Origin of the sequence: Methylobacterium sp. PvR107 (assembly GCF_017833295.1) — a bacterium.
Taxonomy (GTDB): Bacteria; Pseudomonadota; Alphaproteobacteria; order Rhizobiales; family Beijerinckiaceae; genus Methylobacterium.
The window spans coordinates 3,988,696-4,010,772 of record NZ_JAFIBW010000001.1; the positions used below are offsets into that span (position 1 = coordinate 3,988,696).

At 70.8% G+C, this 22,077-nt stretch carries 22 protein-coding genes; 11 read left to right on the plus strand and 11 right to left on the minus strand.

All coding sequences use genetic code 11. From position 1 onward, the window contains the following. Positions 1-66: 66 nt before the first annotated feature. Together JOE48_RS18740 and JOE48_RS18745 are read left to right on the plus strand one after the other, a co-directional pair. Positions 67-1,287: a YbfB/YjiJ family MFS transporter gene (locus JOE48_RS18740; RefSeq protein WP_210032063.1), complete on the plus strand. Its 1,221-nt coding sequence runs from the start codon at positions 67-69 to the stop codon at positions 1,285-1,287. A 102-nt stretch (positions 1,288-1,389) separates the two neighbouring features. Next, on the plus strand, positions 1,390-2,508 hold the full coding sequence (locus tag JOE48_RS18745) for a carboxylate-amine ligase (RefSeq protein ID WP_210032064.1): 1,119 nt from the start codon (positions 1,390-1,392) through the stop codon (positions 2,506-2,508). Positions 2,509-2,543: 35 nt separating this feature from the next. On the opposite strand, the gene der is transcribed toward JOE48_RS18745, so the two are convergent. The 3 genes from der to JOE48_RS18760 form a co-directional block, all read right to left on the minus strand. Continuing rightward, positions 2,544-3,899 (minus strand): ribosome biogenesis GTPase Der, encoded by a 1,356-nt coding sequence (der, locus tag JOE48_RS18750; RefSeq protein WP_210032066.1) that lies wholly within the window; start codon positions 3,897-3,899, stop codon positions 2,544-2,546. A gap of 28 nt (positions 3,900-3,927) precedes the next feature. Further along, a complete protein-coding gene (locus tag JOE48_RS18755; protein WP_210032068.1) occupies positions 3,928-4,638 on the minus strand; it encodes a tetratricopeptide repeat protein in 711 nt (236 codons plus the stop codon). A gap of 93 nt (positions 4,639-4,731) precedes the next feature. Further along, a complete protein-coding gene (locus JOE48_RS18760; RefSeq protein ID WP_210032070.1) occupies positions 4,732-5,343 on the minus strand; it encodes an NnrU family protein in 612 nt (203 codons plus the stop codon). 413 nt (positions 5,344-5,756) lie between these two features. Between JOE48_RS18760 and JOE48_RS18765 the strand changes: the two genes are divergently transcribed. Next, positions 5,757-6,908 carry a hypothetical protein gene (locus JOE48_RS18765; protein WP_210035887.1) on the plus strand — a complete coding sequence of 384 codons (1,152 nt, stop codon included), beginning with the start codon at positions 5,757-5,759 and terminating at the stop codon, positions 6,906-6,908. A gap of 140 nt (positions 6,909-7,048) precedes the next feature. Here JOE48_RS18765 and JOE48_RS18770 read toward each other — a convergent pair whose 3' ends face one another. Beyond that, the gene (locus JOE48_RS18770) at positions 7,049-7,270 is read right to left on the minus strand and encodes a hypothetical protein (RefSeq protein ID WP_210032072.1); all 222 of its coding nucleotides are present in this window, start codon (positions 7,268-7,270) and stop codon (positions 7,049-7,051) included. Positions 7,271-7,398: 128 nt separating this feature from the next. Here JOE48_RS18770 and JOE48_RS18775 point away from each other — a divergent pair, with 128 nt between their 5' ends. From JOE48_RS18775 to JOE48_RS18785, 3 genes are all read left to right on the plus strand, one after another. Beyond that, positions 7,399-7,710 carry a hypothetical protein gene (locus tag JOE48_RS18775; protein ID WP_210032074.1) on the plus strand — a complete coding sequence of 104 codons (312 nt, stop codon included), beginning with the start codon at positions 7,399-7,401 and terminating at the stop codon, positions 7,708-7,710. A 46-nt stretch (positions 7,711-7,756) separates the two neighbouring features. Further along, the gene (locus tag JOE48_RS18780; RefSeq protein WP_210032075.1) at positions 7,757-8,017 is read left to right on the plus strand and encodes a hypothetical protein; all 261 of its coding nucleotides are present in this window, start codon (positions 7,757-7,759) and stop codon (positions 8,015-8,017) included. Between the two features lie 102 nt (positions 8,018-8,119). After that, the gene (locus JOE48_RS18785; protein ID WP_210032076.1) at positions 8,120-8,887 is read left to right on the plus strand and encodes a lytic transglycosylase domain-containing protein; all 768 of its coding nucleotides are present in this window, start codon (positions 8,120-8,122) and stop codon (positions 8,885-8,887) included. Between the two features lie 19 nt (positions 8,888-8,906). Here the strand turns inward: JOE48_RS18785 and JOE48_RS18790 are convergent, their stop codons facing one another. The 4 genes from JOE48_RS18790 to JOE48_RS18805 form a co-directional block, all read right to left on the minus strand. Continuing rightward, positions 8,907-9,575: an SOS response-associated peptidase gene (locus tag JOE48_RS18790; RefSeq protein WP_210032077.1), complete on the minus strand. Its 669-nt coding sequence runs from the start codon at positions 9,573-9,575 to the stop codon at positions 8,907-8,909. A gap of 89 nt (positions 9,576-9,664) precedes the next feature. Then, on the minus strand, positions 9,665-10,183 hold the full coding sequence (locus JOE48_RS18795; protein ID WP_210032078.1) for an ureidoglycolate lyase: 519 nt from the start codon (positions 10,181-10,183) through the stop codon (positions 9,665-9,667). Then, entirely contained in the window at positions 10,180-11,019 is an 840-nt protein-coding gene (locus tag JOE48_RS18800; protein WP_210032079.1) for a bifunctional allantoicase/(S)-ureidoglycine aminohydrolase, read from the minus strand. Before JOE48_RS18800 ends, JOE48_RS18795 begins: the two co-directional genes overlap by 4 nt. Before the next feature lie 39 nt (positions 11,020-11,058). Next, positions 11,059-12,369 carry a dicarboxylate/amino acid:cation symporter gene (locus JOE48_RS18805; RefSeq protein ID WP_210032080.1) on the minus strand — a complete coding sequence of 437 codons (1,311 nt, stop codon included), beginning with the start codon at positions 12,367-12,369 and terminating at the stop codon, positions 11,059-11,061. A 192-nt stretch (positions 12,370-12,561) separates the two neighbouring features. Here JOE48_RS18805 and JOE48_RS18810 point away from each other — a divergent pair, with 192 nt between their 5' ends. Further along, positions 12,562-13,521 carry a LysR family transcriptional regulator gene (locus JOE48_RS18810; RefSeq protein WP_210032082.1) on the plus strand — a complete coding sequence of 320 codons (960 nt, stop codon included), beginning with the start codon at positions 12,562-12,564 and terminating at the stop codon, positions 13,519-13,521. On the opposite strand, the gene JOE48_RS18815 is transcribed toward JOE48_RS18810, so the two are convergent. Continuing rightward, positions 13,461-14,882, minus strand: a complete 1,422-nt coding sequence (locus JOE48_RS18815; RefSeq protein WP_210032083.1) for a M20 family metallopeptidase — start codon at positions 14,880-14,882, stop codon at positions 13,461-13,463. The genes JOE48_RS18810 and JOE48_RS18815 overlap by 61 nt on opposite strands. 330 nt (positions 14,883-15,212) lie before the next feature. Between JOE48_RS18815 and JOE48_RS18820 the strand changes: the two genes are divergently transcribed. The 4 genes from JOE48_RS18820 to JOE48_RS18835 are packed head-to-tail and all read left to right on the plus strand — an operon-like array spanning position 15,213 to position 20,738. After that, on the plus strand, positions 15,213-17,003 hold the full coding sequence (locus tag JOE48_RS18820) for a peptide ABC transporter substrate-binding protein (protein ID WP_210032084.1): 1,791 nt from the start codon (positions 15,213-15,215) through the stop codon (positions 17,001-17,003). A gap of 15 nt (positions 17,004-17,018) precedes the next feature. After that, the gene (locus tag JOE48_RS18825; protein WP_210032085.1) at positions 17,019-17,978 is read left to right on the plus strand and encodes an ABC transporter permease; all 960 of its coding nucleotides are present in this window, start codon (positions 17,019-17,021) and stop codon (positions 17,976-17,978) included. Further along, on the plus strand, positions 17,944-18,876 hold the full coding sequence (locus JOE48_RS18830; RefSeq protein WP_210032086.1) for an ABC transporter permease: 933 nt from the start codon (positions 17,944-17,946) through the stop codon (positions 18,874-18,876). The genes JOE48_RS18825 and JOE48_RS18830 overlap by 35 nt, the downstream gene beginning before the upstream one ends. A gap of 2 nt (positions 18,877-18,878) precedes the next feature. Next, positions 18,879-20,738 (plus strand): ABC transporter ATP-binding protein, encoded by a 1,860-nt coding sequence (locus JOE48_RS18835; RefSeq protein ID WP_210032087.1) that lies wholly within the window; start codon positions 18,879-18,881, stop codon positions 20,736-20,738. A 27-nt stretch (positions 20,739-20,765) separates the two neighbouring features. Here JOE48_RS18835 and JOE48_RS18840 read toward each other — a convergent pair whose 3' ends face one another. After that, on the minus strand, positions 20,766-21,191 hold the full coding sequence (locus JOE48_RS18840; RefSeq protein WP_210032088.1) for a GFA family protein: 426 nt from the start codon (positions 21,189-21,191) through the stop codon (positions 20,766-20,768). A 344-nt stretch (positions 21,192-21,535) separates the two neighbouring features. Next, positions 21,536-21,964, minus strand: a complete 429-nt coding sequence (locus tag JOE48_RS18845) for a MucR family transcriptional regulator (RefSeq protein WP_210032089.1) — start codon at positions 21,962-21,964, stop codon at positions 21,536-21,538. Between the last annotated feature and the right edge of the window lie 113 nt (positions 21,965-22,077).

Genomic DNA, 22,077 nt, shown 5'->3' on the forward strand with positions numbered 1-22,077 from the left:
TCGAGAGAACGATACCTCAGAAGAATTCACTTTTTCAACGGGGTTGCGGCGTGCTCAATCCGTCCGATGAGCTCCCGCGATCCCTCCTCCCGTCCCGTCGACCCGGCGGCCCTGGCCGTCGTCGGCAGCGGCCTCGTCGCCCTGGCGGTCGCCATGGGGATCGGCCGCTTCGCGTTCACGCCGCTCATGCCGCTGATGATGCGCGACGGCACGCTCAGCGCCGCCGCGGGCGCCGAATGGGCGGCGGCGAACTATGTCGGCTATCTGGTCGGGGCCCTGACGGCCGCGCGATTTGCCGGCAACCCGCGCCGCGGATTGCTGCTGAGCCTGCTCGGCGTGGCGCTGGCGACGCTGGCGACGGCGGCAGCCGACAGGGCCGCGGCGCATGTGACGGGCGCGGGATTGCGCGCGGCGACCGGCGTGTTCAGCGCCTGGGCCCTGGTCTGCGCGAGCAGCTGGTGCCTGGCCGAACTGGCTCGGCGCCGGGCCCCGCAGCTCGGCGCGTGGATCTACGCGGGTGTCGGGCTCGGGATCGCGCTGGCCGGCACCCTGGCCTGGCTCGGCGGCCGCCAGCCGGCGGACTGGCTCTGGCTTGAACTCGGCTTGCTCGCCGCAGCGGGGGCGATCCTCGCCTGGTGGCTGCCGCGAGTGCCGGATGCGGCCTCGGACGAGCAGGTGGCCCGCGAGGCTGCGGCGACGGCCCATGGCGGCCGGAGCGGTCAGCTCGGCTTGGTGCTGTGCTACGGCACGTTCGGGTTCGGCTACATCGTGCCGGCCACTTTCCTGCCCGCCATGGCGCGGGCCCTGACGCCGGATCCCCTGGTGTTCGGCCTCGCCTGGCCCCTATTCGGGCTTGCGGCGGCCGTCTCGGTCGCGGCCGTGGCCTTATGGCTGCCGCACGTGCCGCGCCGGCGGCTCTGGGCAGCGGCCCAGGGCATCATGGCGCTCGGGACCGCCTTGCCCCTGGCCGTCCAGGCCCTCTGGGCGGTCGCGGTGTCGGCGATCTGCGTGGGCGGCACCTTTATGATCGCCACCATGGCCGGCCTGCAATTGGCGCGCGAGGCGCGGCCCGACAATCCGACACCCCTGCTCGCCCGGATGACCACCGCCTTCGCGACCGGACAGATCGTCGGCCCGCTGCTCGTGCGTGGCATCGGTCCCGGCCGCTGGGCCGGCTGGGACGCGCTGAGCTGGGCCGGCGCGCTCGCGACCCTCCTGCTGGTCGCAACGGCCCTGTGGCTGTGGCGCGCCGCGCGACCGGACCCCACGAGCCTCCGGTCGGCCTGATCCCGGCACGTCCGGGTCCGCGCGCCGGATCGGTTCGGTCCCGTGAGGTCGAAACTGCGTTCGCGGCGTCTATCTTGGACGGATGATCGTCCGGAGACCACGATGAGCGCCCACAGCTACCGCTTCGGCATCGAGGAGGAGTACTTCCTCGCCGATGCCGAGACCCGCGGGACGCCGCGGGGCGACCTCGCGACCTTCCATGCGCGGGTGAAGGCGGAGCTGCCCGAGACCGGGCGCGAGCTGGTGGCCGCGCAGGTCGAGGTCTGCACGCCTCCGCTCACCGACGCGCTGGCTGCCCGGGAGAATCTCGGCGGCCAGCGGGCGCAGCTCGCCGGCATCGCGGCCGAGAACGGGCTCCGCCTGCTGGCCTGCGGGACCCATCCTCTGGCGCGCTGGGCCCGCCAGACCGCCACCGACGGGGCGCGGTACAAAGGGATCCTGTCGGATGTCGGCATCGCGGCCCGGCGGGCGCTGATCTGCGGGATGCATGTCCACGTCGAGGTGCCGGATCCGGACGCGCGCATCGACCTGATGAACCGGCTGCTGCCGTTCCAGCCGCTGCTGCTCGCCCTGTCGGCGTCGTCGCCCTTCTGGCAGGGCGAGGCGACGGGGCTGATGGCCTATCGGCTCAGCATCTTCGGCGAGCTGCCCCGCAGCGGCCTGCCGGAGCTGTTCTCCGACGCGGCCGCCTACGAACGGTTCGTGTCGATCATGACCCGCTCCGGGGCCATCGCCGATCCGAGTTTCCTGTGGTGGTCGCTGCGGCCGTCGATCAAGTTCCCGACGCTGGAGCTGCGCATCGCCGATGCCTGCACGCGCCTCGACGATTCCTTGTGCATCGCCGCTTTGTTCCGGTGCCTCGTGCGCCTGTGCGTGCGCCGAGCGGACCTTCATGCCGGTTTGGATGGGGTCTCGCGGGCCCTGGCCTCGGAAAACCTGTGGCGCGCCCAGCACAGCGGCGTGCGGGCGACGCTGATCGATGAGGCGCGCGGCGAAGCCGTGCCGTTCGCGGAGGCGCTGGAAGCGGTGCTGGCCCTGGTGGTCGAGGATGCCGACGCGCTCGCCTGCGCCGAAGATGTGGCCCGCGCGCGGAGCATCGTCGCCGAGGGGACGAGCGCGGACGGTCAGATCGCGGCCTACGAGCGGACACTGGCCGAGGGGCAGGACGAGCGCGCCGCGCTGGCGTCTGCGGTGGACTGGATCGCCGAGGCGGCGTGCTGAGGGGCTCGTAGAACCCGGGTCACCCGGAATCCGGATCAGCTTTTGTCGAACGGGTTCTGCGAGGTTCGCAGGCTCAGCCGGATCGGCGTACCTGGCAGGTCGAAGGCCTCGCGCAGAGCGTTCACGAGGTAGCGCGTGTAGGATTTCGGCAGGGCGTTGAGCTGGTTGCCGAACAGCGCGAAGTGGGGCGGCCGGCTCTTCACCTGCGTGGCGTAGCGGATCTTGATCCGCCGGCCCGAAACCGCCGGGGGCGGATTGCGCGAGGTCGCCTCGTTCAGCCAGTCGTTGATGCGCGAGGTCGAGATGCGCCGGTCCCAGACCTCCGCGGCCTGCACCACCGCCTGCATCAGCTTGTCGACGCCGTCGCCGGCGAGGCCTGAGAGCGGCACCACCGCGACGCCGCGCACCTGCGGCAGCAGCCGGGTGCAATCCTCGCGCAACTGCTTGAGCAGCCCGGGCTGGTCGGCGACGAGGTCCCACTTGTTGAGGCCGATCACCAGGGAGCGGCCCTCGCTCTCCACGAGGTCGACGATGGTCAGATCCTGCTTCTCGAACGGGATCGTGGCGTCGAGGAGCACCACCACCACTTCGGCGAAGCGCACGGCGCGCAACCCGTCCGAGACCGCCAGCTTCTCCAGCTTGTCGTCGATCCGGGCGCGGCGGCGCATGCCCGCCGTGTCGTGCAGCTTGATGCGGCGCCCGCGCCATTCCCAGTCGAGCGAGATCGAGTCGCGGGTGATGCCGGCCTCGGGGCCGACGAGCAGGCGGTCCTCGCCGAGCATGCGGTTGATCAGCGTCGATTTGCCGGCATTCGGGCGGCCGACGATGGCGACCTTCAGGGACCGGCCGCCGGGGGGGGCCGCGTCCTCGTCCTCGTCCTCTTCGTCGTCGCGGTGGGGCAGGGCGCCCTTGAGCGCCTCGTGGAGCTCGCCCAGGCCCTCGCCGTGCTCGGCCGAGAACGGGATCGGATCGCCAAGCCCGAGGGTGAAGGCCTCGTAGGCCCCGGCGAGCCCCGCGCCGCCCTCGGCCTTGTTGGCGATCAGGATCACCGGGCAGCCGGCCCGGCGCACCAGCTCGGCGAAGGGCTGGTCGGCCGGCAGCACGCCGGCGCGGGCGTCGATCACGAACAGCACCACGTCGGCGGCGAGGATCGCCGCCTCGGTCTGCATCCGCATCCGGCCGGTGAGGGTCTTCTCGTCCGCCTCCTCGAGGCCGGCGGTGTCGATCACTCGGAAGTGGAGCCCGCCGAACGCGACGTCGCCCTCGCGCCGGTCGCGGGTGACGCCCGGGCGATCGTCGACCAGCGCGAGCTTCTTGCCCACGAGACGGTTGAACAGGGTCGACTTGCCGACGTTCGGCCTCCCGACGATGGCGACGGTCGGCATATCCATGGTGGTTCTCGAACAGTCAGAAGTGAGATCAGCGCGTGATCGGCGGGGGCGGCGCGGCGGCTTCGGGCTTGGCCTCGGTGACCGTGACGGGGCCGCCCGCGACGATCGCCGCGTAGACCTCGATGCGCTCGCGCAGGTTCCGCGGGGTGTCGGGATCGGCCACGATCTGGTCGAACCAGCGGCCAGCGTCCTCGTAATCGCCCTTCTTCAGGGCGGCGAGGCCCAGCATCTCGCGGGCGGTGTGGCGGAACGGCGTGCCGGCGGCCAGGCCCTGAAGATTGGCCAGCGCCGGGTCCGGGTTCGGCCCGTCGAGGCGCAGCAACGCCGCGCGCAAGCGCGCAAGGTCGCGCAGCCCGTCGCCGAGGCCGGTATCGTCGGCGAGCTTGTCGAACTCCGCGGCCCCCGCCGACGCATCGCCCTTGCCGGTCTCGGCGGCCGACCGGAACCGGGCGAGCAGGCGATAGCCCGCGGGGCCCTGCGCCTCCAGGGCGTCGAACACCTTGTCGGCCTCCGCGACCTTGCCGTCCTTGGCCAGGCGGTTGGCATCGTCGAACTGCACGGAGGCGGTCTCGGCGGCCGCGCGCTGCTGGTTCTGCCAGTAGCGCCAGCCCGCGACGCCCGCCACCAGGAGCACGGCGAGCGCGATGATCACGCCGCTGTAGCGCTTCCAGATCTGGAGGATCCGGTCGCGGCGGTAATCCTCGTCGACCTCGCGAAGGAACTCGTTGTTCTCGGCCATCGTATCCCGGCCCGCCTGTATGGGCGCGCCACCTCGTACCTCGATTGGGCCCCGCGCCTAACACACGGGCGGCGGGTTGGCGACAGCGGTGTCTCAGGCCGGTGTTCCTGGCCAGACCGGCACGCCGATCACCGGATAGTGCAAATAACGCGCGAAGACGAACCACACGGCCGTGCCGATCACCAACGCCAGGATGTCGTTGCGCCAGCCATGGGGCGCCGCGACCGGGCCGGCGTGCTGGGCGACGACGGCACCGGGAGCGAGCGCCCGGCGCTTGGCGCTGATCCGCGCCGAGACCGCCCAGGCCAGGAAGCCGCCGAACAGCAGGATCGAGCCGAGATCGCCGTTGGCCAGGAGATGCGCGGTGGCCCAGATCTTCACGGCGAGCAGCATCGGGTGCTTGGCCTTGGCGCGGATATGACCCGGCAGGTAGGCGGCAGCGAGGCACACGAAGGCCAGCCAGACCAGGATCAGGGCGAGGTGGCGCGTCCAGACCGGCGGGTCCCAGACCGGGATGTAGCCGGCGAGCCGGTAATCGTGGAAGCCGACCCCGATCAGCACCAATCCGAGCAGCGACAGGGCTGTGTAGCCGAGCTTGTAGCGGCCCTCGCCGACCTGGTCGACGATCGCGGCGCGCCGGGTGCGGGCCATCGAGAAGGCATGCGTGCCGATGAACAGCACGAGCCCGAGGATCAGGAGAACCATGGGAGACTTTCAGTCAGGCCGCCGGTCGGCAAGCACTCTGTAATGGTTCTCAAGCGAATCTCGCCCCGTTTGTCCAGGCGTGGCCGGGACGCAGCCGGATGGCGGCCATGGGCGTGGCGGACTGGATCGCACGGGAATGGCGCGGTGGTGTCGCACTGTGGCCGAAGGGATTTGGGCGGGCCGCGCCGCGCACACTCCCTCCCCCCTCTGCGGGGGTGGGTGGCCCGCGAAGCGGGTCGGCCGCGGGGAGCAAGGGTGCAGAACGAGGCTGTAACCTCCATGAGGGCTGCGACCACGCCCGACGCGTCGCTCCCCACTTGCGGGACTACGTCTCGGCCCGACCCCTGCTGACGCAGGGGCCCTCCTCCCCCGCAAAGGGGGGAGGGGGGCCGTCGCGCGTCGCATGCGCGGCACTGCTGATCCCGACTTTCTTACCCCTCCCAGCCCAAGCCGCCTCCGAGCCCCCGCTCTCGGCCCTGACGCTCGTCGGTCCGCCGTCGATCGTCTTCAAGGCCGGCCGCGACGCCTGCGACGGGGCCGATGTCCCGGATGCGCCGGCCCGCGCCTTCCGCGACGCCTCCGGCGCGGTGGCTCTCTTCGGCCTGCATTACCGCAACCGTGCGCTGCGGGGGCCGGATCTGGGCCATCTCAAGCTCGACTGCACGGTGGTGCTGGATTCCGGCGAGAAGTCCGATCCGGCCGTCTACGACGACCGATCCTGGATCACCGCCACCTGGACCGAGGACGGCAGCCACGTGGCCGCGATGCTGCACCACGAGTACCAGGCCAACGAGCATCCCGGCCGCTGCCCGGCCGGGACCTACATGGCCTGCTGGTACAACACGATCACGGCGGCCGCCTCGGCGGATGGAGGGCGCAGCTTCAAGCGGAAGATTCCGCCGGTCGTCGTGGCAGGCGCCCCGTTCCGGCAGGAGGTCGACCAGGGCCGGCATCGGGGCTTCTTCAACCCGTCCAACATCGTCGCGGACGGGCGCTGGCGCTACTTTCTCGCCTCGACCACGGGCTGGACCCGCCCCGGCAGCGACCAGGAGGCGGGTGTCTGCCTGTTTCGCAGCGACGATCCCGCCGACCCGGCGCGCTGGCGAGCCTGGACCGGCACCGGCTTCGGTGCAGCCTTTCCAGACCCGTATCTGGCCACCCGCCCGAGCCCGGCCACCTGCCGCCCGGTCGGACCGTTCCCGGGACCGGTCGGGGCGGTGGTCCGCCACCGGGGCTCGGGCGCCTGGATCGCCGTGTTCATGGCCAAGGCGGGGGAAGGATTTCCGCGCTCCGGCTTCTACTGGACCTCCTCGCGCGACCTGATCACCTGGGACAGCCCGCGCCTGCTCGTGGAGGGCGCCACCCTGTATGACGACCCGTGCACGGCGACGGCCCCGCTCATCGCCTATCCGTCAATCCTCGATCCGGATGCCAAAGGACGCAATTTCGACGATGTCGGCGACAGCGCGATCCTGACCTACGCGAGCCTGCGCATCGAGGGCTGCACCATCACCTCCGACCGGGATCTGATCCGCCGCCCGGTGGCGATCCGTGTCTGGCCCTGATCCGGCTAGACCCAGACAGGCCCGGCGCGTCAGGCAGGCCTTCCGGCGCGTCAAGTCGGATGCATCCTCTCCGACCAGACCGCGCCCGCCACCATCGTCGATGCGGAGGCGACAGGAGCCGACGGCTATCGTACGCGGCTCTACGGATCGATCGAGCCCGGCGACAGCCAGGACGGCGCTCCGGCCTCGGCCGTGCCCATGGGCAGGCCGATCCGCTGGAAGAGGACGGTTCCGAGAGTCACGCTCAGCATTAGCGCGGTGGCCGAGAGCAGGAATGTGGTCGCCCGGGCGTAGGGGCGCCCGACATGGATCAGCATGCAGCCGAAGGAGAAGATCGCGAGGGCCTGGAGCAGATGCTGCACGGAGACGCTCCTTTCTAGCCGCGCATGCGCGGTCCGGGTCGGTGTTCAGCGTCCATCCTCGGCGTGAAAACGCGGTTAAGGTCGGGTATAGGGATCGTCCCGAGGGACGGGTCGCGAGAGGATCCCGCATGAGCGCATCGAGGGTTCCGGAGGACTCCAGCCGCCGCGCGGCCGCGGTCGAACCGCCGCCCCGCGACACCGCCCTCCTCGGGGCGGGTGCCATCGGGGCGGGTGCCGTCGGGGCCGGAACGGTGGGGGCCTCCGCCCTGGGCGCCCTCGCGATCGGGGCTGCGGCGATCGGCGCGATCGCGCTGGGCGCCTTCGCGATCGGCCGCCTCTCGGTCGGCCGCGCCCGGGTCGGTTCCCTGCAGGTCGGGTCCTTGGATATCGACACGCTGACGGTGCGGTCGCTCCGCCTGCCGGACCGCGATCGCGACTGAGGCGCGCGGCCGGCGCCGCCTCGGACCGTGAGGACAGGAGGATACGATGACCGATCCGAAACCGCCTTTCCGCCCGACGGATGCGGTGGACGTCCTCGGCGAGACCACGGGCGATTTCGTCCTGCCGCTCTGCCTGCCGCAGCCGAGCCTGCTGATCGGCGAGGATTTGGCCATGGTCGTGCTCGACACGATCCACGGCCAGCGGGTCGGCCTGCCCCTCAGCCCGCAGGGCGCCGCGGATCTGCACGCCGTGCTGGGCGAGGCCCTGCGGCTGCTCCAGGCGCGGGACGGCGGCTCGGTCCAGTGATGCGAGCGGCTTCCGGAACCAAGATCCGGCGGCGCCCCGCACGCTAAGGCTTCGTTGAGGCCGGAGGCGTAACCAGAGCGCGAACCTCCCGCGTGGCGGCCGATGCGCGCTCCGTTGTTCCTGCTGCTGCTGGTCTGCGCCGCGCCCGCGCAGGCGCGGCCTGCGACCTTCCTGGCCGTGCACGCGCTCGGCATGGCCGCCCTGCCGCCCATTCCGCCAGCATCCACGCCTGTGCCGGCCGCGGATGCGCGCGCCCGCTTCCTGCCGCTGATCGCCCGCGAGGCAGCCGGAACCGGTCTGCCGCTGGCGGTGGCCGACGCCGTGGCGCGGATCGAGAGCGGCTACGATCCCACCGTGGTGGGCAGCGTCGGCGAGATCGGGCTCATGCAGGTGAGGCCCACCACGGCGGCGATGCTCGGCTTCCGCGGCACCGTCGCGGAACTGGCGGCGCCGGAGATCAACGTACGCTACGGGGTCCGCTACCTCGCTGAGGCCTGGCGCCGGGCGGACGGTGATCTCTGCCGCGCCCTGATGAAGTACAGGGCCGGACATGGGGCGGAGGTGATGTCGCCCCTGTCGCAGCTCTACTGCGCCCGCGCCCAGGCGATCCTCGCCGATCCCGAAGCGCGGCTCGCCCCTGCGCATCCTCGCCCGGCCGGGTCGATCCGCCTCGCCGCCGGAGAGTCGGCCGCCGCGCATCGGGAGCGGGCGGATCCCGTGCCGGCAACGCCGCGCACGTTCTGGGAGGCGCACCGGGCTCGGATCGCCCGGCTCAACGCCGCCGTGGCGGCGCGCTGGCGCGCCCGCGGCTGGAGCGCCGAGAGGAGGCCCGCCGCGGCAGACCCGTCCTCCGATCCCGCCGGCGGCTGACGCGGACGGGCTGGCCCGTTCAAGCCTCGCCGTCGATCCCGGGCCCGTCCGACCGCGCGCCGCGGGCAACCTCGCGCATCGCGTCGTCCGGCAGGGGCCGCTGCAACCGAAGCGCCTCGGCCGTTGGTGCTTCGAGCCAGGTCGCCCATTCCTCCGGATTGGTCAGGAGCACCGGCATCGCCTTCGGATGGACCGGGCCGACGACGCCGTTCGCCTCCGTGGTCAGGAACGCGAACACCCGGTGCTCCTCTGCCACCCGGTCGGGGTTCTCGCGCTTGGTCCCCCGCACGCCCGTCCAGGGCCGCCAGATGCCCGCAAAGGCGAAGAGCGGCCTCTCCTCATCGAGGGCGAACCAGACCGGCGTCTTGCGCGGCTTCGTGTCGGCGTATTCGCTGAAGGCGGTGACCGGCACGAGGCAGCGATGGGCCGGCCCGAGCCAGGGGCGCCAGTGCGGGCTCGCCGTGTTGCGCACATTGGTGACCGGCTGTTCGCCGAAGGCCTTCGGCCCCGGCATGCCCCACCGCATCATGGCGAGGTCCCGGCCGGCCGCGCCGGTATGCACCACCGGCGCCAGCTGATCGGGAAAGATCGCCGGCAGCGGCGGCAGGTTGCCGGTGCGGTCCTCCGCGATCCCGAAGGCCCGGCGCAGCGCCGCGGGTCCGGTGCGCAGGCTGTAGAGGTTGCACATCGTGATCCCGGATGGTTCGCCCGGCGCCCAGCCGCGCCGCGCGACCGCCTATACACGCTTCCAGCGATGCGGCGCGGGCAGGCCGGCCGTCAGTCCACGCCCGGCAGGTGGATTGTCCAGGGATCGGCGAAGACGTGCTCCTCGAGGTTCACGCCCGGTCCGCCGCGGTCGATGACGACGAAGTCCTGGCGCGCCCCGAACGGTGTCAGCACGCCGTGCCACGTGCCGCGGGCGTAGCAGATTCCCTGGCGGGGTGCGGTAACGAAGGCCTGGGGCCGGCCGGGCCGGCCATCCGCGTCCGGGCAGACCACGACCAGGAACGGGGCGGCGCTCAAGGGGACGAAGGCCTGCGCGCCGAGGGGATGCCGCTCGACCAGGGTCAGGCGCAACGGCAGCGGGTAGGGCTGCGCCTCGACCAGCCCGATCACCGTGCGGGCGCCGTCGCCCACGACCTCGATCGCGGCGAGATCGTGGAAGCGGCGCGCCATGCCGGCATTCATCGGGCGCGGCGCGGTGCCGGCCGTGTCGATCACCTGCCCGAACGGCGCGAAGGCCTCGGCCGTCAGCGGCCGGGCCGTGATAGAAGGGGCGTCCGGCCGCGCGCTCATCGTGCGGGACCGCGCAGGGTGAGGGCCGGGTGCCGGTTCACGTCCTTGTAGAGGAGGTAGCGGAAATGGCCGGGGCCGGCCGCATAGCAGGCCTGGGGGCAGAAGGCGCGCAGCCACATGAAGTCACCGGCCTCGACCTCGACCCAGTCGCGGTTGAGCCGGTAGGCGGCCTTCCCCTCCAGCACGAACAGGCCGTGCTCCATCACATGCGTTTCCTCGAACGGGATCGTCCCGCCCGGCTGCATGGTCACGATATTCACGTGCATGTCGTGGCGCAGATCCTCCGAGGCGACGAAGCGGGTCGTCGCCCAGGCGCCGTTGGTGCCGGCCATGCCGGCCGGCGCGATCGCGGATTCGTGGGTCACGAAGGCGTCCGGCACGGCGAGGCCCGGCGCGGGCTCGTAGATCTTGCGGATCCAGTGGACGCGGGCCGGCTCGGCGCCGCCGTTGCGCAGGCTCCAGGCCGCGCCGGGGGGCAGGTAGGCGTAGCTGCCCGGTCGCAGGGCGTGGCTCCGGCCCTCGAGACTCAAGCTCAGGTTGCCCTCGACCACGAACAGCACGCCTTGCGCCTGTGCGTCGGGTTCCGGCCGATCGCTGCCGCCGCCGGGAGCGACCTCCATCAGGTACTGAGCGAAGGTCTCGGCGAAGCCCGACAGGGGGCGTGCCAGGATCCAGGCCCGGGTGCCGTCCCAGCCGGGCAGGAAGCTCGTCACGATGTCGCTCATGACGCCCCGGGGAATGACCGCGTAGGCCTCGGTGAAAACCGCGCGGCCGGTCATCAGCGACGTCTGCCCCGGCAGGCCGCCGCAGGCGGGATGGTACGTCGATGCGGTCATGACAGGTCTCCGATGATCCGCCGGGCCGGGACGCCGCGGTCAGGCGGATTGGGGGTGCGGGATGGGCGCATCGAGGATCACCGCCGTATCCGTCGCCGGCTCGCCGTCCAGGACGCGCCGGGCCCGCGCGCGGTCGATATCACCTTCCCAGGCGGCGATGACCACCGTCGCCACGCAATTGCCGATCAGGTTGCCGAGCGCCCGGGCGATCCCGACGAACCAGTCGACCGACAGGACCAGCACCAGCCCGATCACCGGGATCTCCGGCACCGCCGAGAGGGTGGCGGCCAGCACCACGATGGCCGAGCCGGGCACGCCGTGCGCGCCCTTCGAGGTCAGGAGCGCGATGCCGAGGATCAGCATCAGATGGCCGAAGGACAGGTCGGTGTTGGTCGCCTGCGCGATGAACACCGTGGCGAGGGTGAGATAGAGCGAGAAGGCGTCGAGGTTGAACGAGTAGCCGGTCGGGATCACCAGGCCGACGGTGGAATCCTTGATTCCGAGCCGCTCCAGCTTGCGCATGACCTGCGGCAGGACGCAGTCGGACGAGGCGGTGCCGGCCACGACCGTCAGCTCCTCGCGCAGGTAGGCGAGGAGCTTGAAGATGCTGAAGCCGGCAAGCCGCAGGATGGTGCCGAGCACCACCAGCACGAAGAACGCGACGCCGGCGTAGAACAAGGCCACCAGCATGCCGAGCTGCTTCAGGGATACGATCCCGTACTTGCCCACCGTGAACGCAACCGCGCCCAGCACGCCGAGGGGCGCGAGCCGGACGATGAAGCCGACGATCTTGAACAGAACCTCGGTGATCCGCTCCAGGCTATCGGCCAGCGGCTGACCCCGTTCGCCCAGCAGCGACAGGCCGGCGCCGAACAGGATCGCGAGGATCAGGACCTGGAGGATGTCGCCCTTGGCGAAGGCGTCGACGAAGGTCGTCGGCACGAGCTTCATCAGGAAGTCGACAGTGCCGGTGACCTGCCCGACCCGCTCCGTGTAGCCGGCGAGCGACTTGGCATCCAGGGTCGCCGGATCGATGTTCATGCCGTGGCCGGGCGCGAACAGGTAGGCGAGGACGAGGCCGAGCGCGAGCGCGATGGTGGTGACCACCTCGAAATAGATCAGGGCCTTGAGCCCCACGCGGCCGACCTTGCGCAGGTCGCCGGCGCCGACGATGCCGTGCACGACGACGCCGAACACCAGCGGCGCCACCACCATCTTGATGAGCTTGATGAAGACGTCGCCCAGCGGTTTGAGCGCGACCGCGAGATCCGGCCAGACCATGCCGAGCACGATGCCGGCCACGAGGGCGACCACCACCTGCCCGAAGAGCGACGCGAAGAAGCGCCCCATCGCAACCTCCCTGATAGTCTCGGGTCGCTCTTGCCGTGCCACCCGGCCTCGCGGCGTCGGCGGCGTGCCGCGGCCGATCAGTGGCGTTGTGCCGGGCGGAGACGTGTCGACTCTACGCTCAGCACAATCCTTCCGGTGAATTGAGACGTCAAATATATCTTTCGTCTAAAATCATATGTATTTCATATCAATATGGAACTTCGGCACCTGCGCTACTTCTTGGCCGTGGCCAAGCATCTGAGCTTCACCGCGGCCGCGGACAGCCTCGGCGTGGCGCAACCGCCGCTGAGCCAGCAAATCCGCGATCTCGAGGCGGAGATCGGCACAGCCCTGTTCGAGCGGACCACGCGCCGCGTGGCGCTGACGCGGGCCGGACTGGACTTCCAGGCGCAGGCGTCGGCCATCCTGGAGAAGGCCGGCGAGGCCGTCGACCGGGCCCGCGCCATCGGCGCCGGCACGGCCGGGATCCTCAATGTCGGGCTCACGGGCTCGATGCTCGCCGGACCCCTCGGCCGGGCGATAAGGGGCTACGCGAACGCCTATCCCGGCGTCGATCTGCGCATCCACGAGATGTCGCCGGACCGGCAGATCGCGATGCTGAAATCCGGTCAGACCGACGTCAGCTTCCTGCGGTGCCCGCCGCACGATGCCGACCTTGTGAGCGAACTCGCGTGGCGGGAGACCGTCAGTCTCGTCCTGCCCAAGGATCACCGCCTCGCGACAGCGCCGGTGAGCCTCACGGATCTGCGGGACGAGACCTTCGTGTTCCTGCGGCTCACCGACTCGCTGTTCGCCCAGTCCCTCTGGGATTGCTGCGTCGCGGCCGGGTTCGTCCCGCGGATCACGCACCAGACCGTCGAGGCGGCGTCCCTGACCAGCCTCGTCGCGGCCGGGCTCGGCGTGGCGATCATCCCGGAATTCGTCGCCCGGCTGGCGCATGTCGACGTCGTCTACAAGCCCATCGCCGGACCACACATCCGCGCCGACGTCTACGCGCTATGGACCCGGCCGCGGCAGCCGCTGGTCGAACGCTTCCTCGATCAGGTCCGGATCGACGGCCGCCCGGCGGAACGATCCGCCGATCGCGCGGGTCAAGATCCGAGCGACATGCGCAGCGGCGGCTCGACCTCCGTCGGCAGCGGCGAGACGTAGCCGGCGGCGCCGACCCGGCGGGCGAGGTCCGCCTTGGCGGCGTCGCGCAGAGCCGCGTCGGTGAGCGCCCGGGCGCCGGTGGCGGCCATCGCCTTGGCCACCTGCACCATCGCCTTGTGGGCCGCGGGCGTCTTTCCCTGCGCCACCACCTGCCAGGTATGGAACGGCGTGCCGATCGCCACCGTGGGTGCGTGGGCCTGGACGGTCGGCACCACCCAGCTCACGTCGCCGACATCGGTGGAGCCGACCGCCGGGTTGCGCGGCGCGTCGAGGGGCACGAGGAAATCGGCCAGCGGTGCCTCGTTGCGCGGCATGCCGATGGCGCGGAACACGGCGTCGATGTCGCCGTCGGTCAGCGTCGATCGGATCTTGCCCGCGAAGTCCCGGTCGGCCTCGTCGAAATGCGGCGGCCCGAGCTCCTCCATCACGCCGTGGAGCGCTTGCTCCAGCGGCGTGTTGCCCAGGAGGTTCGACACCGCGCTGACGATCCGCACCTCGACCGCGGTTTCGGTCATCAGGGCGGCGCCCTGCGCGATCTTCTTCACCCGCTCCACCAGCGCCAGCATGCCGGGGAGATCGCGGGCCCGGATCGAGTAGCGCACCGTCGCGCCGGCCTGGACGACGTTCGGGGCGATGCCGCCGGCGTCGAGATAGGCGTAGTGGACCCGCGCGTCGGAGGGCATGTGCTCGCGCATGTAGTTCACGCCGACGCTCATCAGCTCGACGGCGTCCAGCGCCGAGCGCCCGAGATGGGGCGCGGCCGCCGCGTGAGCGGTGCGCCCGGTGAAGACGAAATCCGCCCGGGTGTTGGCGAGCGCCACCGGCGGCGCCACCTCCCAGAAGCTGCCCGGGTGCCAGGAGATCGCGATGTCGGCATCCGCGAAGGCGCCGGCGCGGACCATGAACGCCTTGGCGGCGCCGCCCTCCTCGGCGGGACAGCCGTAGTAGCGCACGCGGCCGGGGGTGCCGGTCTCGGCGAGCCAGTCCTTTACGGCGGTAGCGGCCAGCAGGGCCGCCGAGCCGAGGAGGTTGTGGCCGCAGCCGTGGCCGTGGCCGCCCGCCTCCACCGGCCGGTGCTCGGCGACGCCCGCCTCCTGCGACAGGCCCGGCAGGGCGTCGTACTCGCCGAGGAAGGCGATGACCGGCCCGCCTTCACCGGCCTCTCCCATCACGGCGGTGGGGATGCCGGCGACCTGCTCGGTTACGCGGAAACCCTGGTGGCGCAGCTCGGCGACGTGCTCGGCGCAGGACCGCGTTTCCGTGTAGCAGACCTCCGGCATGCCCCAGACCCGGTCGGACAGGGCGATCAGCCGCTCCGTCTGCGCGTCGACGTGGCGCCACACGGTGTTGCGGTTGTCCATTTGTCGTCTCCCGGAAGGTCGCGCGTCGCGTTCGCGCCATCATAGCGGGCTCTGCGCCGTCATCGCGAGGGCAGCGAAGCGACCCAGGGCTGCGCGCGGTCAGGGGACGTGGCGCTGCGGGATTGCTTCGCTGCGCTCGCAAAGACGGCGGCGTCGCGCTGCTCGGCTCGGTGCGGCAGGAGAGGGACTGGCATGCAGGGCCGGGGCCATGCTGTGCACGAAGCGAACCTTCCTCAACACGTTTCAGTTGAACCGTCACTGGCCCGCCCCTTGCCAAGGCCGCCACCGGAATGTTGCTGTGCCGCGCGTGGCGGTCAACGGGATGCGTACATGGACGAGCGGGATCTGCGCGGCCTCATCGGGCGGGTGAAGGACGGCCGCCTGTCGCGGCGCGCCTTCGTGCAGCGGATGGTGGCTGTCGGCCTCACCGCGCCTATCGCCGGTCTGATGCTGGCCGGGAACGGGGTTGCGATGGCGGCCGATATCCGGGCCGGCTACAAGCCGACCAAGGCCGGCGGCGGCGGTGCCCTGAAGCTGCTCTGGTGGCAGGCGCCGACGCTGATCAACCCGCATTTCGCCATCGGCACCAAGGACCAGGACGCCTCGCGGATCTTCTACGAGCCGCTCGCCGCCTGGGACCCGGACGGCAACCTCGTGCCGGTGCTGGCCGCCACGATCCCGTCGAAGGAGAACGGGGCGCTCGCCGCCGACGGCCGCTCGGTGGTCTGGACGCTCAAGCCCGGCGTGACGTGGCACGACGGCAAGCCGCTCACCGCCGACGACCTCGTGTTCACCTGGGAATACGCCCGCGACCCCGCCACCGCGGCGGTGACGGCCGGCTCCTACAAGGATTGCAAGGTCGAGAAGATCGACGACCTCAGCGTCCGGGTGCTGTTCGACAAGCCGACGCCCTACTGGTGCGACGCCTTCGTGGGCATCGTCGGGATGGTGCTGCCGAAGCACCTGTTCGGACCCTACAGCGGCGCCAAGTCCCGGGACGCGCCGCAGAACCTCGCCCCCGTGGGCACCGGCCCGTACCGGTTCGTGGAGTTCCGGCCCGGCGACATCGTCCGCGGCGAGCGCAATCCCGAGTACCACCTGCCGAACCGGCCGTATTTCGACACGGTCGAGATGAAGGGCGGCGGCGACGCGGTCTCGGCCGCCCGGGCCGTGCTCCAGACCGGCGAGTACGACTACGCCTGGAACATGCTGATCGAGGACGAGGTGCTGAAGCGCCTGGAGACCGGCGGCAAGGGCCGGGTCGACGTGGTCTACGGCGGCAAGCTCGAGTTCCTGCTGCTCAACGCCACCGACCCGAACGTCGAGGTCGACGGCGAGCGCGCCTCGATCGCCACCAAGCACCCCGCCTTCTCCGACCCCAAGGTGTGCCAGGCGATGAACCTCTTGGTCGACCGCAAGTCGATCCAGACCTACATCTACGGCCGCACCGGCAAGCCCACCGCCAACACGGTCAACGGCCCGGAGCGCTTCGTCTCGCAGAACACGCGCTTCGCCTTCGACCCGGCCAAGGCCAACGCGCTCCTCGACGAGGCCGGCTGGAAGAAGGGCTCCGACGGCATCCGCGCCAAGGACGGCAAGAAGCTCAAGCTGCTGTTCCAGACCTCGATCAACGCCCCGCGCCAGAAGACCCAGGCGATCATCAAGCAGGCGGCCGCGAAGGCCGGCATCGAGATCGAGCTGAAATCGGTGACCGGCTCGGTGTTCTTCTCCTCCGACCCGGCCAACCCCGACACCTGCACGCATTTCTACGCCGACATGGAGATGTACGCCTACAGCATGACGCAGGCCGATCCGGCGATCTGGCTGCTCATGTACGCCTCCTGGGAGGTGGCCCAGAAGGCCAACAAGTGGCAGGGCCGCAACGTCGTGCGCTGGCGCAACGACGCCTACGACAAGGCCTACAACGCCGCCCAGAGCGAGCTCGACCCGGTCAAGCGGGCTGCACTCCTGATCACCTGCAACGACCTCGCGGTCTCCGAGAACGTGCTGCCGCTGATCCACCGCGCCGAGGTCTCGGCGGTGGGCGCGACGCTCACGGCGCCCCGCAGCGGCTGGGACAACGACCTGTCGTTCCTGCCCGACTGGTACCGGGAGGCCTGAGCGGGAGCGCGGGCCATGGGCGCCTACATCCTGCGACGCCTCCTGATCGCGATCCCGAGCCTGCTCGGCATCAGCCTGATCCTGTTCACCGTCCTGGCGCTCGCGCCGGGCGACCCGTTCGGCGAGCTCGCCAGCAACCCGAATGTGCCCCCGGAGGTGCGCGCGGCGCTCCGCGTCAAGTTCGGCCTCGATGACCCGATCTTCACCCGCTACCTGCACTGGCTTACCGCCATGCTGCAGGGCGACTGGGGCTTCTCCTTCGCCAGCCGGGTGAACGTCGACGCGCTGATCCTGCAGCGGCTGCCCACGACCCTGTTCGTGGTCGGCTCCTCGCAGGTGCTGGCGCTCCTGATCGCCGTGCCGGTAGGCCTCTATGCGGCGCGCCGGCCCTACTCGCTGGCCGACCAGGTCGCCAACACTTTGGCCTTCGTGGGTTTCTCGCTGCCGACCTTCTTCACCGGGCTGCTGTTCATCCTGCTGTTCTCGATCAAGCTCGGCTGGCTGCCCTTCGTCTACCAGGCCGACCTGCCGGGATCCGGCCTGCCCTGGATCTGGGCGAATGTCCGGCAGGCGATCATGCCGGTGGCGGTGCTGGGCTTCTTCCAGGCCGCGTCCTACACCCGGTACGTGCGCGCCTCGGCGCTGGACGTCGCCCGCCTCGACTACGTCACCACGGCCCGCGCCAAGGGCCTGACCGAGGGCACGGTGACCCGCCGGCACATCGCCCGCAACGCGCTGATCCCGGTGGTGACGCTCGTCGCCCTCCAGATCCCGGCGGTGTTCGGCGGCGCCATCGTCACCGAGCAGATCTTCCGGATCCCCGGCATCGGCTCGCTGCTGATCGACGCCATGCTGGCCAACGACACGCCGGTGGTGATGGCCGTGACCTTCGTGTTCGCCGGCCTCGTCATCCTGTTCAACCTCGTCGCGGACCTGCTCTATGGCTGGCTCGACCCTCGCATCGCCCTCCGATGAGGCGGTGCCCGTCGCCCGCGCGCCGGCCTCGCCGGGGCGGGAGACGTGGCGGCGCTTCCGGCGGCACCGGCTGGCGCTCGCCAGCGTCGGCGTGCTGGCACTGCTCGTCGCCGGCGTGGTGTTCGGCGGCCTGCTCTGGCCGGTCGCCATCGACGACATCGACTTCGCGGCCCAGCTCCAGGGTCCGTCCTGGGATCACCCGTTCGGCACCGACGATCTCGGCCAGGACCTGCTCGCCCGGATGATCTACGGCGGCCGGATCTCGCTCGCCGTGGGCTTCGCCGCCATGGCGGTGGCGAGCCTGATCGGGGTGCTGGTCGGCGCGCTCGCCGGCATGTCGCGGCGCCTCCTCGACCCGGTGCTGATGTGGCTGACAGACCTGTTCCTGTCGCTGCCGCAGCTGCCGCTGTTGCTCCTTGTGATCTACCTGTTCCGCGACAGCCTGAAGGCCGTGTTCGGCACGCAGGGCGGCGTTTTCCTGATGATCGTCGTGGTGATCGGCGGCCTGCGCTGGATGCCGGTCGCTCGGCTGGTGCGGGCGCAGTTCCTGAGCTTGCGCGAGAAGGAGTTCGTGGAGGCGGCCCGCTCGCAAGGGGCGACGACTGGGCACCTCGTGCGACGCCACATCCTGCCGAACGCGCTGGGGCCGGTGATCGTGGCGGCCTCGATCGAGGTCTCGTCGGCGATCATCGCGGAATCGACCCTGTCCTTCCTGGGGCTCGGCTTCCCGCCCGACATTCCGACCTGGGGGCGCCTGTTGTTCGACGCCAAGGATCATCTCGACGTTGCGCCGCACTGGGCGCTGTTCCCGGGGGGCGCGATCTTCCTGACGGTGCTGTCGATCAACTTCATCGGCGACGGCCTGCGCGACGCCCTCGACCCGCGGCGTGTTCTCTAGCGATGGCTGACCTGGTGGACCCGATCCTCTCCGTCCGCGACCTCACCGTGTCCTTCCGCTCGGACGGGCGCTGGCGCGAGGTCGTGCACGGCGTCTCCTTCGATGTCGGGCCCCGCGAGACCGTGGCGCTCGTCGGCGAATCCGGCTCCGGCAAGAGCGTCAGCGCCCTGTCGATCCTGCGCCTCCTGCCGCGGGACGCGAGCCGCATCGGCGGCAGCGTGCGCTTCGAAGGCCGCGAGCTGCTCAATGCCCCCGAGGCCGAGATGCGGCGGGTGCGCGGCGATTCCATCGCCATGATCTTTCAGGAGCCGATGACCTCCCTGAACCCGGTCCTGACCATCGGCTTCCAGATCGCCGAGGCGCTGATCCGGCACCGGGGCCTATCGCGGTCCGCCGCCGAGGCGGAGGCGCTCCGGCTCCTCGACAAGGTCCGGATCCCGGCCGCCCGGTCGCGCCTGCACGAGTACCCGCACCGCTTTTCCGGCGGCATGCGCCAGCGGGTGATGATCGCCATGGCGCTCGCCTGCCGGCCGAAGCTCCTCATCGCCGACGAGCCGACCACGGCGCTGGACGTCACGATCCAGGCCCAGATCCTCGACCTCATCAAGAGCCTGCAGGACGAGGAGGGCATGTCGGTCCTGTTCATCACCCACGACATGGGCGTGGTCGCCGAGATCGCCGACCGCACCGTGGTGATGTACCGGGGCCGCGCCGTGGAGGCCGGACCGACCGCGCGGATCTTCGGCGCCCCGGCCGAGCCCTACACGCGGGCGCTGCTGGCCGCGGTCCCGCGGCTCGGGACCATGGCGGGCCGGCCCCGCCCGATGCGCTTCCCGGTGGTCGACCGGGCCACCGGCCTGGCGGCGCCGACGCCCGAGACGCCCGACACCGTCAGGGCCGCCGAGCGCCCGGTGCTGGAGGTGCGCGACCTGACCACCCGGTTCGACATCCGCTCCGGGTTTCTCGGCCGCGTGACCGGCCGCGTCCACGCGGTGGAGCGGGTCTCCTTCAGCCTCGCGGCCGGCGAGACCCTGGCGCTCGTCGGCGAATCCGGCTGCGGCAAGTCCACCACCGGCCGGTCGATCCTGCGCCTCGTCGAGCCGCTGTCGGGTTCGGTCCTGCTCGACGGCGAGGACATCATCGGCCTCGACCCGAAGACCCTGCGCACCCGCCGCCAGCGCATGCAGATGATCTTCCAGGACCCGTTCGCCAGCCTCGACCCGCGCATGAGTGTCGGCGCGGCGGTGGCGGAGCCCCTGCTGATCAACCGCCTCGCGACCGCCCGCGAGGCGCGCCGGCGGGCCGAGGACCTGCTGGCGCGGGTCGGGCTGCCTCCCGAGACCGCCAAGCGCTTCCCGCACGAGTTCTCCGGCGGCCAGCGCCAGCGCATCTGCATCGCCCGGGCGCTCGCCCTGAACCCCCGCCTGATCGTCGCCGACGAGGCGGTCTCGGCGCTCGACGTCTCGGTGAAGGCGCAGGTCGTGAACCTGATGCTCGATCTCCAGGCGGAGTTCGGCCTCGCCTACCTGTTCATCTCGCACGACATGGCGGTGGTCGAACGGGTGAGCCACCGGGTGGCGGTGATGTATCTCGGCGAGATCGTGGAGATCGGCCCCCGGGCCGCGATCTTCGGAAACCCGCAGCACCCTTACACCAAGAAGCTGCTGGCCGCCGTGCCGGTCCCGGATCCGGCCCGGCGGGGCGCGCGGCACGCCCTGCCGGACGACGAGATCCGCAGCCCGATCCGGGCCCCCGACTACGTGGCGCCGGAGCGCCTCTACCGGGAGGTCGGGCCCGGCCACATCGTTCAGGATTGGGGGGCCGACTGGGCCGAAGCGGCGCCGGCGAACGCGGCCGCCTGATCAGGCTCCGCCCCTGATCGCGGCGCGTCACTCGGCCGGGATGAAGCACAACGTGCCGGCGCGGCGCGTCGGCTTGCCGGTATCGTTCGTGTGGTTGACCCCGTCCATCACCGGCACCTCCGGGAAATCGAACGGGCTGACCCCGTCCAGGCACGCCGCGTTGACGGCGTAGAGGTCTTGGTTCGAACGGCGCTGATGATGCGTGTAGATCCCGCATCGGGAGCAGAAGAAGTGCTGCGCCGCTCCGGTGTGGAAGCGGTAGCTCGTCAACGTGTCCGCGCCGTGGACGATCCTGATCCCGCCCTTCTCGGCCATGACGACGACGGCCCCGCGCATCCGGCAATAGGAGCATGTGCAGCGGCGGGCCGAGGCGAGGTCGTCCGTGAGCCGCGCCTCGAATCGCACGGCGCCGCAATGGCATCGGCCAGACCGAATGGTGATGTCGCCCGCCATGGCGCGCGTGTCTCCCGTCAGATCATGTGCCGAGCCGATTCGTCGGGCGCATCCACGCGCATCGGTTCAGCCGGCGGGTGAGGCTCGGATCCAGCTTCCGTCACTGATCCCAACGGGCGCAGGTTGCCAGCACCACCCGCTGCCTGGACACGTCGTCAGGCTTGATGCGCTCCGCTCGACCCGATGATCCGTTCGGATCCGATCGCCGTCCCCAGGGGCAGCGGGGCGCGGATTGTGGTGGGACGATAATGCGTGGCCCCTGACCGAACAATCCATCAAGTCGTCACGCGTCACGTGAGGAAATCGCACGCGACGCCGGCAAGCATTCGCGGCGCGTGTGTTCGTCAAGCCGCCTTGCGGCCGAGCTGGATGGCCTTGGCGATCTGCGAGCGCTGCTCGGCGTAGCCCGGAGCGACCATCGGGTAATCGGCCGGCAGTCCGTATTGCGCCCGGTAGCGCTCCGGGGTGAGCCCGTGCGCGGTGAGGTGGCGCTTCAGCGTCTTGTACGATCGGCCGTCGATGAAGCTGATCAGGCCGTCACGCTGAATGGACTGGCGAACCTGGCTCGGCTCGGCCTCCCTGCGCTCGGGACGCACCGTATCGGTCGAATCCGCGAGGGCAAACAATGCCGCATGCACGCTTTCCAGGAGGGGGGGCAGGCTGGTGCGCGGTATCGCGTTGTTGGACAGATACGCCGCGACGAGGCGCACCGCCGCCTGGCGCATCACGCGACCTAGATTTTGATCCTGCCCGCTCGGCTCGACCGCCTTCATGGTCAACGTCTCCGGTTTGCGTCGGCAGATGCAATACTCGGACATTATTGGCTGTCAACAGAGCGTGAGGCTCGGTCTAAGCTCTGGTTCTGAAATTCATAATTTCAAATACC